13 protein-coding genes are annotated in these 13034 nt (G+C 64.2%); all 13 read right to left on the bottom strand.

Features of this window, described 5'->3' with window-relative positions:
* Window positions 1–78 precede the first annotated feature (78 nt).
* The gene (locus E8E78_RS24965) at window positions 79–693 is read right to left on the bottom strand and encodes a TetR/AcrR family transcriptional regulator (RefSeq protein ID WP_016501984.1); all 615 of its coding nucleotides are present in this window, start codon (window positions 691–693) and stop codon (window positions 79–81) included.
* A gap of 13 nt (window positions 694–706) precedes the next feature.
* Window positions 707–2389, bottom strand: a complete 1683-nt coding sequence (phaC, locus tag E8E78_RS24970) for a class II poly(R)-hydroxyalkanoic acid synthase (protein ID WP_059394461.1) — start codon at window positions 2387–2389, stop codon at window positions 707–709.
* 42 nt (window positions 2390–2431) lie between these two features.
* Window positions 2432–3283 (bottom strand): poly(3-hydroxyalkanoate) depolymerase, encoded by an 852-nt coding sequence (gene phaZ, locus E8E78_RS24975; RefSeq protein WP_049273718.1) that lies wholly within the window; start codon window positions 3281–3283, stop codon window positions 2432–2434.
* A 60-nt stretch (window positions 3284–3343) separates the two neighbouring features.
* Window positions 3344–5023 (bottom strand): class II poly(R)-hydroxyalkanoic acid synthase, encoded by a 1680-nt coding sequence (gene phaC, locus E8E78_RS24980; RefSeq protein WP_016501981.1) that lies wholly within the window; start codon window positions 5021–5023, stop codon window positions 3344–3346.
* A 268-nt stretch (window positions 5024–5291) separates the two neighbouring features.
* A complete protein-coding gene (locus E8E78_RS24985; RefSeq protein WP_049275547.1) occupies window positions 5292–5669 on the bottom strand; it encodes a DUF971 domain-containing protein in 378 nt (125 codons plus the stop codon).
* A 189-nt stretch (window positions 5670–5858) separates the two neighbouring features.
* Window positions 5859–7202 (bottom strand): ATP-dependent protease ATPase subunit HslU, encoded by a 1344-nt coding sequence (gene hslU / locus E8E78_RS24990; protein WP_016501979.1) that lies wholly within the window; start codon window positions 7200–7202, stop codon window positions 5859–5861.
* 76 nt (window positions 7203–7278) lie between these two features.
* Window positions 7279–7809, bottom strand: coding sequence for an ATP-dependent protease subunit HslV (hslV, locus tag E8E78_RS24995; protein WP_003249309.1), 531 nt, complete (start codon window positions 7807–7809; stop codon window positions 7279–7281).
* Window positions 7810–8021: 212 nt separating this feature from the next.
* Complete coding sequence (locus E8E78_RS25000; protein WP_049275545.1) at window positions 8022–9293, bottom strand: dihydroorotase; 1272 nt, start codon at window positions 9291–9293, stop codon at window positions 8022–8024.
* A complete protein-coding gene (locus E8E78_RS25005; protein ID WP_008099987.1) occupies window positions 9290–10294 on the bottom strand; it encodes an aspartate carbamoyltransferase catalytic subunit in 1005 nt (334 codons plus the stop codon). Before E8E78_RS25005 ends, E8E78_RS25000 begins: the two co-directional genes overlap by 4 nt.
* A gap of 12 nt (window positions 10295–10306) precedes the next feature.
* Window positions 10307–10825 carry a bifunctional pyr operon transcriptional regulator/uracil phosphoribosyltransferase PyrR gene (gene pyrR, locus E8E78_RS25010; protein WP_016489547.1) on the bottom strand — a complete coding sequence of 173 codons (519 nt, stop codon included), beginning with the start codon at window positions 10823–10825 and terminating at the stop codon, window positions 10307–10309.
* Window positions 10826–10874: 49 nt separating this feature from the next.
* Window positions 10875–11300: a Holliday junction resolvase RuvX gene (gene ruvX / locus E8E78_RS25015; protein ID WP_174370678.1), complete on the bottom strand. Its 426-nt coding sequence runs from the start codon at window positions 11298–11300 to the stop codon at window positions 10875–10877.
* Window positions 11300–11869 (bottom strand): YqgE/AlgH family protein, encoded by a 570-nt coding sequence (locus tag E8E78_RS25020; RefSeq protein WP_016501975.1) that lies wholly within the window; start codon window positions 11867–11869, stop codon window positions 11300–11302. Before E8E78_RS25020 ends, ruvX begins: the two co-directional genes overlap by 1 nt.
* A gap of 170 nt (window positions 11870–12039) precedes the next feature.
* Window positions 12040–12945: an energy transducer TonB gene (locus tag E8E78_RS25025; RefSeq protein WP_016501974.1), complete on the bottom strand. Its 906-nt coding sequence runs from the start codon at window positions 12943–12945 to the stop codon at window positions 12040–12042.
* Window positions 12946–13034: the final 89 nt, after the last annotated feature.

The raw sequence follows: 13034 nt of genomic DNA on the forward strand, positions 1-13034 counted from the left end.
CAGCGCCGATCAGCAGGTCAGCGCAGGCCCTGTGGGAGCGGGCATGCCCGCGAAGGCCCCAGCGCCGACACCGCAGGCCTACCCCTCCAGATAGCGCACCGCCAACTGCTCCGCCGCCGCCCGCGCCTGTGGCTGCAGATGCGGCGCCACCAGCATCATCACCTGGTACACCACAATTCCCACATCCGCCTCGCGTCCCAGCACCCGCTGGTAATCCAGCGAGAACAGCAGCGTCATTGTGATCTGCTCCACCAGTTGCCCCAGCGCCTGTGTCTCACTCTCTACCAACCCCTGGCCCTTGAGGCTGGCGAGCAACGCCGCCAGCGTACGCTTGAGTGCATTGATCAGGCTGCGCATGCCGCGCGCCAGCTTGGGCAGGCGGCCGGTGAGGTTGGACAGGTCCTGGAACAGAAAGCGGTACTGGGCCATGTGCTCGACGATAAGGTGCAGGAACAGCCAGTAGTCCTCGGCGTCCAGGCGCACGTCCAGGGGCGGGTCGAGCAGGGGCATCAGCGCTTCTTCGAAGCGCTCGAAAAGGCCCAGCACCAAGGGCTCCTTGCCATGGAAGTGGTAGTACAGGTTGCCCGGGCTGATACCCAGTTCGTTGGCAATCTCCAGGGTGGATACGTTCGGTTCGCCCTGCTGGTTGAACAGTTGCAGGGCGCATTCGAGGATACGGTCGCGGGTCTTCATCCAGTCGTAGGGCTCATCGGGTCAGGACATAGGTGCCTGGCGCCGGGCCGAGCGGTGGATAGGTACTGTTGCCCAGCTCGGTACGGGGAGCCTTGAGCGGGCCGGAGCGCGGTGTGATCCATTCCAGCCACAAGGGCCACCAACTGCCGTCGCTGCGCTTGGCCTCGTAGAACCAGGCGCGCGGGTCGCCGGACAGCTTGGGGTTCTCCAGGTAGTAGGCCTTGGGGTTGCCCGGCGGGTTGATGATGCTCTGGATGTGCCCGCTGTTGGCCAGCACGAAACGCCGGTCGCCACCGAGCAGCAAGGCCGAGCGGTACACGGCGTCCCATGGCGTGATGTGGTCGTTGCTGCCGGCCACGGTAAAGCTGTCCAGGTCGACCTGCTTGAGGTCGATGGGCGTGCCGCACACTTCGAGGCCTGCCGGGTGGGTGAGCGGGTTGTGCTTGAAAAAGTCCAGCAAGTCCCCGTGCAGTGCTGCGGGCAGGCGTGTGTTGTCGGCGTTCCAGTACAGGATGTCGAACGCGGGTGGGGCTTTGCCCAACAGGTAGTTGTTGACCCAGTAGTTCCAGATCAGGTCGTTGGGGCGCATCCAGGCGAAAATCCTGGCAACTTCGCCGCCGTCCAGCACGCCCCGTTGATAGGATCGGCGCTTGGCGGCCTCTACCGTCTGCTCGTCGGCGAACAGGCTGGCCGGGCTGTCGAACTTGCTGTCGAGCAGGCTCACCAGGTAAGTGGCGCTGCGGATCTTGCGCAACTGATGCTTGGCCTGCAGGTGGCCCTGCAGTGCGGCCATGGTCAGGCCGCCGGCGCAGGCACCCATCAGGTTGGGGTCGCGGTTGCCGCTGATGCTGCGGCAGGCGTTCAGCGCTTCTTCCAGGGCCTGTACGTAGGAGGACAGGCCCCATTCGCGGTGGCGCGGGTCGGGGTTGCGCCAACTGATCATGAACACCTGCAGGCCGCTCTTGAGCATGTACTGGACGAAGCTGTTGTGCGCCTGCATGTCGAAGATATAGAACTTGTTGATTTGTGGCGGCACCACCAGCAAGGGCCTGGCGTGCTGTTTTTCGCTCATCGGCTTGTACTGGATCAGCTCCAACAGCTCGTTGCGAAACACCACCGCGCCGGGCGTTGCCGCCAGGCTGCCACCCACCTCGAAGGCACGTTCGTCCACCTGGCGCGGCAGGCCGTCGTTGTGGCGCAGGTCGTCGAGCAAGTGGGCCACGCCACGCACCAGGCTTTGCCCGCCGGTGTTCAGCAGTTCTTTGACCGCCAGCGGGTTGAGCAGCGAGTTGCTTGGTGCCAGGGCGTCATTGATCATGCCAAACAGAAAGTGCGCACGGGCGCGGTCATCGTCGTCCAGGTGACTTTCGTCGATCCACTGGCGCGTCTGCTTCTGCCAGGCCAGATAGGCCTGCAGGCCACGGCGATAAAACGGGTTCTGGCTCCAGGTCGGGTCGCTGAAGCGGCCATCGCGAGGGTTGGGCTGGTAGGGCGTGTCGCCCAGCATCACGCGGCCCAGCTGGCTGCCGAACGCCAAAAGGTGCCGTGCCGTGTGCAGCGGGTTGGTCAAGCCATGGCGGCCAACCCTGCGCAGGGTCGACACCAGGTCGCGCCCGCGTAGGCCGAGTATGGCGTTCTGCACGTTCATGCTGGTGGCGGGAAGCGTTTTCGTTCCTTTGCCCGGTTTTTCTGTCATGGCAACACTCCCTCGTCTTACCCGATGCTTGGGCAGCGACAATCAACCGCCAGAGGCGGGGCGCGGATGCATGACCGCGCGCTGACGTTCTTCCTGGAGAAACTTCATGATGATCGGTGCGACGGCCTCGGCCCGGGTAATCAGGAACAGGTGGCCATCGTCGATTATGTGTAGCTGGGCATTGGGAATCCGCCAGGCCAGCAGGCGCATGTTGACCAGTGGGATCAGCGGGTCGTCGTCACCGGCCAGCACCAGCGTTGGCTGGTGGATCTTGTGCAGCCAGTGGATGCTGGTCCAGCCCAGGCCGGCGAACAGCTGCCAGTAATAGCCCAGCTTGCCCCCGGAGCGCACCTTGGACGCATGGTGCATGGCCAGGTCCGGGTCGCGGCGGAAGGCGCCGCCGTAGATCAGCGGTGCAATGCGGATCACATGGGAGGGCTGCACGTAGCGCCTGGGGCTCGCCATCATCCACAAGACTTTAGGTTTGCCCGGTACCATCACTGCGCCGGCGGCAGTGGCGGCCAGTACCAGTTTCTTGCAGCGCTCCGGGTAGTCGTGGGCAAACTGCTGGGCCAGGGCGCCGCCCCAGGACACGCCGATGGCGCTGACCTGGCCGTAGTCCAGGTAATCGAGCATGCGCGCCGTGAGCTTGGCCAGCCCTGGGAAGCGATAGGGGTGACGCGGGGTGGATGAACCACCCACACCGGGCACGTCGAAGGCGATGACCTCCAGGTCCGGGTCCAGCGCCTCGATGAACGGGAACACCAGCTCCAGGTTGGCGCCGATGCCGTTGAAGATCAGCAACGGTGTCAGGTGTGGCTTGCCCGGGCGGACGGCGGTGCGAATGGACTGATCGTCCAGTTCGACGGTCCTGAAGATGTAGGGTTCCGGCATGCGTTCGACTCTGTCGTGAAAAAAGTGCCGTGGCGCTCATGGCGGCCACGGCAACGCAACTCAGCGCTCGTGAACGTAGGTGCCTGGTGCGGCTTCGCCAGCGGCATAAGCGCGGTTGCCCAGGCGGGTTGGCGCTTTTTTCAGCTCCCCGGCACGTTCGCTCAGCCAGCTCTGCCAGTGCAGCCACCAGGAGTCGGCATGCTTGGTGGCGTTTTCCTGCCAGGCCAGCGGGTCACCCGGGCGGTCAGCGCCAGTCATGAAGCGCGCCTTGGGGTTGCCTGGCGGGTTGAGGATGCTCTGGATGTGGCCGCTGTTGGACAGCACGAACTCGATCTTGCCGCCGAACAAGTGCGCCGAGCGGTAGCACGATTGCCACGGGGTGATGTGATCCGCAGTGCCGGCAACGCTGAAAATGTCGCACTGCACATTTTTCAGGTTGATCGGGGTGCCGCACACTTCCAGTGCATCCGGGCGGATCAGTGGGTTGCTCTTGAACATTTCGATCAGGTCGCCGTGGAAGGCGGCCGGCAGGCGCGTGGTGTCGTTGTTCCAGAACAGGATGTCGAACACCGGCGGCTCGTTGCCGAGCAGGTAGTTGTTGACCCAGTAGTTCCAGATCAGGTCGTTGGGGCGCATCCAGGCGAACACCTTGGCCATTTCGCTGCCTTCCAGCACGCCAGCCTGGTAGGAGTGGCGCTTGGCACTTTCCAGGGTTTGTTCATCGACGAACAAGGCGACCTGGTTGTCCATGGTGGTGTCCAGCACGCTGACCAGCAGGGTCAGGGCATTGACCTTGTTTTCGCCAATGGCGGCATAGTGGCCTACCAGCGCAGTGCAGGTAATGCCACCGGAGCAGGCACCGAGCATGTTCAGGTCTTTGCTGCCGGTAATCGCCAGCACCGCGTCGACGGCTTCTTTCAGCGCATCGATGTAGGTGGACAGGCCCCATTCACGCTGGGCCTTGGTCGGGTTGCGCCAGCTGATGATGAAGGTTTGCTGCTGCGAGCGCAGGCAGTAGCGTGCCAGGCTCTTTTCCGGGCTCAGGTCGAACACGTAGAACTTGTTGATCTGCGGTGGCACCACCAGCAGCGGGCGGGCATGCACCTGCTCGGTGATGGGGCTGTACTGGATAAGCTCCAGTACATCGTTGCGGTACACCACCGCGCCTTCGCTGGTGCCCAGGTTCTTGCCCACTTCGAAGGCGTCCATGTTCACCTGGCTGGGCATGCCGCCGTTATTGACCATGTCCTTGGCGAGGTTGGACAGGCCGTCGAGCAGGCTCTTGCCGCCGGTTTCGAAGAAGCGTTTGACCGCTGCCGGGTTGGACAAGGTATTGGTCGGCGCCATGGCTTCAGTCATCAGGTTGATGACGAACTGGCCGCGGCTGATGTCCTGGGGTGGCAGGTCGCTGTTGCCGATCCAGTCCTGCAACTCGTTGCGCCAGGCCAGGTAGGTTTGCAGGTAGCGGCGGTACAGCGGGTTGTTGCTCCAGGCCGGGTCGTTGAAGCGGCGGTCGTCGCTTTCCGGGGCCAGGCTGGATTTGCCCAGCAGCACGTTTTTCAGCTCCAGGCCAAAGTGGGCCACATGCTTTGCGCTGTGCAGCGGTTGGCGCACGGCCTGGCGCAGCACGGTGCGTGCCGAGCTCAACAGGTCCTTGCGGCGAATGCCGATGACCGGGTTCAGCCCCAGGGTGTTTTCCGAGGCCTGCCGCTGCAGCTCATCGTTGTTCTTGTTACTCATCTACGACGCTCCGTTGTCCTGAGACGAGTACCGGTTGCTGTGACAAGCGCACAGCCCTGAGCCCGGTACTGCTACTCGGGTGACCAGTGATAAGGAACAGCGGTGCTGCGGGGGTTCTGACTGCCTGCAAAGTGATGCAGGGAACTTGCCACACCCATTGGTTACCCGACTTTCATGTAATGCGCAAGACAGCCCTTCACTGGGCTGTCTGCAAGTCATTCAAACAGATGAATTTAGAAAATGCGCTCTAAACCCTGCAGGCCTTGCGCTAGAGCATGAGTTTCACAACCGATTCGGCCGGGTCGCGGGATTTTCCGGCCTTGTGCAGCTCGTCGAGGTAGTCGGCCCACAGCTGTTCCTGGCGCAGGCACAGCTGTTCCAGGTATTCCCAGGTGAACAGGCCGCTGTCATGGCCGTCGTCGAAGGTCAGTTTCAGTGCATATTGGCCGGCAGGCTCCAGGCCGACCAGGCCGACGTTGATCTTGCCGAACTGCAGGATAGGGTTGCCGTGGCCCTGGACCTCGGCGGAGGGGGAGTGCACGCGCAGGAGTTCGGCGGGCAGGTGGTAGACCTCGCCGGGGGCGTAGGTGAGGGTGAGGGTTTTCGAGGCTTTGTGCAGGTTTATGGCGGTGGGCATGCGGGCCATGGCTGGAATCTCTCGGGAGCTGATGATGCACAGCTTCGGGACATTCTGGGGATTGCGCAAGGGGGGCTGCTTTGCAGCCCAATCGCCGGCAAGCCAGCTGCCACAGGTGCTCCACAGCATTCAGGATTGTGATAATCCTGTGGGAGCCGGCTTGCCGGCGAAAGGGCCGCGAAGCGGCCCCCTGCGGTCTTACAGGATGTAACGCGACAGGTCTTCGTTTTGCGCCAGTTCACCCAGGTGGCTGTTCACATAGGCAGCGTCGATCTGGATTGGCGTTTCGTCATGGGCACTGGCCAGATCGCCAGCGCTGAACGACACCTCTTCGAGCAAACGCTCAAGCAGGGTGTGCAGGCGGCGGGCACCGATGTTCTCGGTCTTTTCGTTTACCTGGTAGGCAATCTCGGCCAGGCGCTTGATGCCATCGCCGATGAACTCGATGTTCAGGCCTTCGGTCTTCAGCAGGGCCTGGTACTGCTCGGTCAGCGACGCGTGCGGCTCTTGCAGGATGCGCTCGAAGTCTTCAGGGGTCAGTGCCTTCAGCTCGACACGGATCGGCAGGCGGCCTTGCAGCTCGGGTACCAGGTCGCTTGGCTTGCTCAGGTGAAACGCACCCGAGGCGATGAACAGGATGTGGTCGGTCTTGACCATGCCCAGCTTGGTGTTGACGGTGCAACCTTCGATCAGTGGCAGCAGGTCGCGCTGCACGCCTTCACGGGACACATCGGCACCGCCAACGTTGCCGCGCTTGGCAACCTTGTCGATTTCGTCGATGAACACGATGCCGTGCTGCTCGACCGCTTCCAGGGCCTTGGCCTTGAGTTCTTCCTCGTTGACCAGGCGGCCCGCTTCTTCGTCGCGAACCATCTTCAGCGCTTCTTTCACCTTCAGCTTGCGCGCCTTGCGCTTGCCTTTGCCCATGTTGGCAAACAGGCTCTGCAGCTGGTTGGTCATCTCTTCCATGCCAGGCGGCGCGGCAATTTCGACGCCCACGGCATCGGCCACTTCGATTTCGATTTCCTTGTCGTCCAGCTGGCCTTCACGCAGGCGCTTGCGGAACAGCTGGCGGGTGTTGGAATCGCTGCTGGTCTGCGCGGCTTCTTCGCTGAAGCTGGTGACGCGTGCCTGCGGCAGCAGGGCATCGAGGATACGGTCTTCAGCGGCGTCCTCGGCGCGGTGGCGCACGCGGATGATCTCCTGCTCGCGCAGCATCTTCAGCGCGGCGTCGGCCAGGTCACGGATGATCGACTCGACGTCGCGGCCCACGTAGCCCACTTCGGTGAACTTGGTGGCTTCGACCTTGAGGAACGGCGCGTTGGCCAGCTTGGCCAGGCGACGGGCGATTTCGGTCTTGCCGACGCCGGTAGGGCCGATCATCAGGATGTTCTTCGGGGTCACTTCGGCACGCAGCTCGGCAGGCAGCTGCATCCGGCGCCAGCGGTTGCGCAGGGCAATGGCCACGGCGCGCTTGGCGTCGTCCTGGCCGATGATGTGGCGGTTGAGTTCGTGGACGATCTCGCGGGGGGTCATGGACATGATCAATAGGGTCCTGGGGCAGGTGAGTCAGCGTGGAAAAGCCCCTTCACCGGGAAGAGGCGCCAAAGCAACTGAATCAGTCGGCCAGGTCCTGCTCCTCGATGGTCAGGTTGTGGTTGGTGAACACGCAGATGTCGCCGGCGATGTTCAGGGCAGTTTCAGCGATTTCACGGGCCGAAAGGTCGGTCTTGTTCAGCAGGGCGCGGGCTGCGGCCTGGGCGTAGGCACCACCGGAACCCATGGCGATCAGGCCGTCTTCGGGTTCGACCACGTCACCGTTGCCGGTGATGATCAGCGAGGCATCCTTGTTGGCCACGGCCAGCATGGCTTCCAGGCGGCTCAGGGAACGGTCGGTACGCCATTCCTTGGCCAGCTCGACGGCGGCGCGAACCAGGTGGCCCTGGTGCTTTTCCAGCTGGCCTTCGAAGCGCTCGAACAGGGTGAAGGCATCGGCGGTGGCACCCGCGAAGCCGGCGATGACCTGGCCGTGGTACAGGCGGCGCACTTTCTTGGCGTTGCCTTTCATCACGGTGTTGCCGAGAGATACCTGGCCGTCGCCGCCCATGACGACTTTGCCGTTACGGCGGACAGAAACGATGGTGGTCAAGGGGAGAGTCTCCACGCAGCGGGGCGAAAGTGCCTGATGCAGACTCATATGGGGGTGGGGGGAAGGATTTCAACCGTGGGGGATGAATGGTTGGTGCTCTCCTGCACAGGCCTCATCGCCGGCAAGCCAGCTCCCATAGGTCATCACAGGGCCTGAGGGCAGTGATTTCCTGTGGGAGCTGGCTTGCCGGCGATGAGGCCTGTGAGGGTTACTCAGGCCTCGTGGCAGACGTGGCCATCGACCAAGGTATAACGCACCGCACCCGGCAGGCAGTGGCCGATGAACGGGCAGTTCTCGCCACGCGAGAACCACTGCTCACCGGCAACGGTGGAGGCTTGCGGGTCGAACAGCACCAGGTCAGCCGCACCACCCACTTTCAGCTCACCGGCCGGCAGGCGCAGGGCGGCAGCCGGGCCGCTGCTCAGGCGGGCGAGCAAGGTCGGCAGGTCGAGCAGGCCGTCCTGTACCAAGGTCATGGCCAGTGGCAGCAGCAACTCGACGCTGCTGATGCCCGGCTCGGTGGCGCCGAACGGGGCCAGCTTGGCGTCGCGCTCATGAGGCTGGTGGTGGCTGGAAATCGCCTGGATCACGCCCGATTTGACCGCAGCGCGCAGGCCATCCCGGTCTTTGGCAGTGCGCAGTGGTGGCTGCACGTGGTACAGGCTGGAAAACTCGCGCAGCGACTCATCGGTGAGTATCAGCTGGTACAGCGCCACATCGGCGGTCACCGGCAGGCCGAGTTCCTGCGCCTGGGCAATCAGCTGTGCGCCACGGGCGCTGGTGATCTGGCTGAAGTGCGCACGCACGCCGCTTTGTTCCACCAGCAGCAGGTTGCGCGCCAGTGCCACGGTTTCGGCGCTTTCCGGGATGCCCGGCAGGCCGAGGAAACTGGCCATGGCACCTTCGTGGGCCAGGCCGCCCTCGGCCAGGTCGCGGTCCTGGGAGTGGAACACCACGGTCAGGTCGAAGGTGGCGGCGTATTCCAGGGCGCGGGCCAGGGTACGGTTGTTGGGGATTTGTTTCAGGCCGTTGCCGAAGGCCACGCAACCGGTGTCGCGCAGGGCCACCAGCTCGGCCAGTTGCTCGCCTTCAAGGCCTTTGGTCAGGGCGCCGATCGGGTACACCTTGCTGTTGGCAGCCTCACGGGCGCGGTCCAGGATCAGCTCGGCCACCGCCGAGGTGTCCAGCACCGGCTTGGTCTGCGGCGGGCAGCACAGGCTGGTGACACCGCCGGCCACGGCTGCGCGGGTTTCACTCGCGATGTTGCCTTTGCGGCTGTAACCCGGCTCGCGCAGGGACACGCCCAGGTCGACCAGGCCCGGTGCGGCAACCAGGCCATCGGCCTGGATCGTGCGGCTGGCGCTGAAGCCGGCTGGCGCGGCGCCGATGGCGGCAATGCGGCCACCGTCCAGGTGCAGGTCGGTGACCTGGTCCAGGCCGGTTTTGGGATCGATGACCCGGGCGCCAAGAATACTGATGGTCACTGGGCGTTCTCCTGGTCGAATTGACGTTGCGCGTTCTGCCCGCTCATGGCCATGGACAGCACGGCCATGCGCACGGCGATGCCGTAGGTGACCTGGTTGAGGATCACCGAGTGCTTGCCGTCGGCCACCGCCGACTCGATTTCCACACCACGGTTGATCGGGCCCGGGTGCATGACGATGGCGTCAGGCTTGGCGCCGGCCAGGCGCGCGGTGGTCAGGCCGAACAGGCGGTAGAACTCGCCTTCGCTGGGCAGCAGGCCGCCGGCCATGCGCTCGCGTTGCAGGCGCAGCATGATCACCACGTCGACATCCTTCAGGCCTTCGGCGAGGTCGGTGTAGACCTTTACGCCGTACTGCTCGATGCCGATCGGGATCAGGGTTTTCGGGCCGATGACGCGGATGTCCGGGCAGCCCAGCGCTTTGAGCGCCAGCATGTCGGAGCGGGCCACGCGCGAGTGCAGGATGTCGCCGACGATGGCTACCGAGAGGTTCTCGAAGCTGCCCTTGTGGCGGCGAATGGTGAGCATGTCGAGCATGCCCTGGGTCGGGTGCGCGTGGCGGCCGTCACCACCGTTGATCACGGCGACGTCCGGGCACACGTGCTCGGCGATGAAGTGCGCCGCGCCGGAGTCGGAATGGCGTACCACGAACATGTCGGCCGCCATGGCTTCGAGGTTGCGCAGGGTGTCGAACAGGGTCTCGCCCTTGCTGGTCGAGGAGGTCGACACGTTCAGGCTGATCACGTCGGCCGACAGGCGCTGGGCCGCCAGTTCGAAGGTAGTGCGGGTACGGGTCGAGTTCTCGAAGAACACGTTGCACACGGTCTTGCCGCGCAGCAACGGGACTTTCTTCACGGCCCGGGCACCGACTTCCAGGAAGGAGTCGGCGGTGTCGAGGATCTCGGTGAGCAGTTCGCGGGGCAAACCGTCGAGCGAGAGGAAGTGGCGCAGCTGGCCCTGATCATTGAGCTGCAGCGGGCGCTTGGCGTCGATTGGCGTCATCGCGGGGGACTCTTAAAGGGCGGAAGCGGAGGCGAGGTCCTGGCGCTCGAGGGCGAGCGGTGCGGGTCCGGTCAATTTTACCCGTTCATGGGCGGCCAGCGACAGGGTGGCACCGAGCACATTCGGACGGATCGGCAATTCGCCGGCATCCAGGTCCAGCAGGCAGACCAGGGTGACGCTGGCCGGGCGGCCGTAATCGAACAGTTCGTTGAGCGCCGCGCGGATGGTGCGACCGCTCATCAGTACGTCATCCACCAGCACCAGGTGCTGGCCCTCGACCTCGAAAGGCAGCTCGGACGGGCGAACTTGTGGGTGCAGGCCGTTCTGGCTGAAGTCGTCGCGGTAGAACGAGACGTCCAGGGTGCCCATGGGGCTGCTGTCGCCCATGGCTTCCTGCAGGGCCTGGGCAACCCATACACCGCCGGTGCGGATACCGATGTAACGGGGCTCGGTGATTGCCCGGCGCGCCAGGTGGGCACGAAGGTCGACAGCCATCTGCCGAATCAGGTCGGCGGGATTGGGTAGGCTCATTGCGGGCTCCTCGGAAGGGTGCGCCGGGCGGGCCCGGCGGCAAAGATGATCAGGTATTGGCCTCCAGCCAGCCTTGCAGCAACAGGGCGGCGGCGATGGCATCGACCGGGTTGTCGCGGTAGCTGCCGCGCTGGCCGCCACGGGCCATGCGCTCGCCCTTGGCCTCGAAGGTGGTCAGGCGTTCGTCGTGGGTATGCACGGGCAGGTTGAAGCGGCCGTTCAGGCGGCGGGCGAACTTTTCGGCGCGGGCGCTCATCTCGCTGGCCGTGCCATCCATGTTCAACGGCAGGCCGACGACAATGGCATCGGGTTTCCACTCATTGATGAGCTTTTCCACCTGAGCCCAGTCCGGCACGCCGTTCTGCGCCTTCAGGGTGCACAGCTCGCGTGCCTGCCCGGTGATCACCTGGCCGACGGCCACGCCGATCTGTTTGCTGCCGTAGTCGAAACCCAGCAAGAGGCGTAGTTCGGCCATCAGGCGTGGCCCGCCTGGCTGGTTAGCAGGTGCAGGTTGATGCCCAGGCTGGCGGCCGCTGCTTCCAGGCGCAGGTCGCTGGCCCGGTCAAAGATGATTTCCGGGTCGAACGGGCAGTTGAGCCAGGCGTTGTCGGCCAGCTCCGCCTCCAGTTGGCCCGCTTCCCAGCCGGCATAACCGAGTGTGATCAGGCTCTGTTTCGGGCCCACCCCGGCGGCGATGGCCAGCAGCACATCCTGCGATGTGGTCAGCGACAGGCCTTCGAGGGCCACGGTGGCCTGGAAGCTGCATTCGCTGCTGTGCAGCACGAAGCCGCGGTCGGTCTGTACTGGGCCACCCTGGTAGATCGGCACCTGCAAGGTGCTGGCCGGCGGCGTTTCGTCCGGGCGCAGCTGCTCGAGGATATCGGCCAGGCTCAGTTCCTGCGGCCGGTTGACCACCAGGCCCATGGCGCCATGTTCATTGTGCTCGACAATGTACGTGAGGGTCTGGGCGAAGTTCGGATCGGCCATGTGCGGCATGGCGATCAGGAACTGGTGCTTGAGGTAGCTCGGGGCGAGGGTTTTCATGGGGGATAGTGTGGCGCCAGGCGGCGAGGCTGACAAGGTGCGGATTTGTGTCGATTGTAGGGGCCTCTTCGCGGGCATGCCCGCTCCCACAGGTACCCCGCAGGCTTCAGATTCAATGAAGATCCTGTGCGAGCGGGCGTGCCCGCGAATGGGCCACTACAGGCAGTAAATCAGTTGCTGGACAAACGGTCCCCACGGGCAAAGCGCCAGGTGCGGATGATCTCCAGCCGGTCAAACTCGGCCAGATCCCCGGTAAACGGTGCAAACGGCGCTGCCAGCCGCACGATGCGTTGCGCCGCTTGGTCCAGCACCTGCTGCCCGGACGATTCCAGTACCAGCACTTCGTACAGCGAACCGTCGCGGTTGATCGACACCATCATCCGCAAGTTGCCGTAAATCTGTTGCCGACGCGCTTCGTCGGGGTAGTTCAGGTTGCCCACCCGCTCGACCTTCTTGCGCCACTCTTCCTTGTACCAGGCGCCCTTGTCGCGCATGGTCGAGGCGGCATTCAGGCGATGGATGCGCGGGCGCTTGGCGTACATCTGCTGCTCGTTGGACAGCTCCGCCTCCAGGCTGGCGATCTGGCTGGACAGCTGCGAGCTGTCGAAGTCGGGCGCTGGCGCCGCCGGCTTGGGTTGGGCCTTGCTTTCCTTGGGCTTGGGTTCGACCTTCTGCGGCTTGGGCGCAGTCGTCACTACCGCCGACTTTTGTGGGGTAGGGGGGGGTACCACCTCGGGCCGGGCGGCAGGTGGCGGGGTGATCTTGTTAATCTTGCTGTCCTGGAACGGCGCCAGTTCGGTGGTGGTGGGCACCGCTTTCTTGTCCAGTGTGCCGCTGCCCTGCTGGTTGTCCTGAGCCTGGAAATCGGCCTTCTCGGGCGCTTTCTCGCTCTTGAAGGTGGCCAGGGTGATGTCCATGGTGTGGCGGATTTCGGCAGGCTTGACCACGGTGAAGCCGACGCCAAGAATCAGCGCCAGGTGCACCAGGGCAGCCAGGAACAGGGTAAAGCCGAGCCGGTCCACCGGGCGAACACGGGGCGGCAGCAGGTCGGAGGGGATGTCAGCGGGCAGCGTCATCAGGTATCCAGCAACTGCTGGGCGGGGCAGCAGCTCAGTCGAATAGGACCGGCATCATACCCCACTCTGCGGCTTTGCTTCGCGTTGGC

Source organism: Pseudomonas sp. BN505 (assembly GCF_029873175.1).
Taxonomy (GTDB): Bacteria; Pseudomonadota; Gammaproteobacteria; order Pseudomonadales; family Pseudomonadaceae; genus Aquipseudomonas; species Aquipseudomonas putida.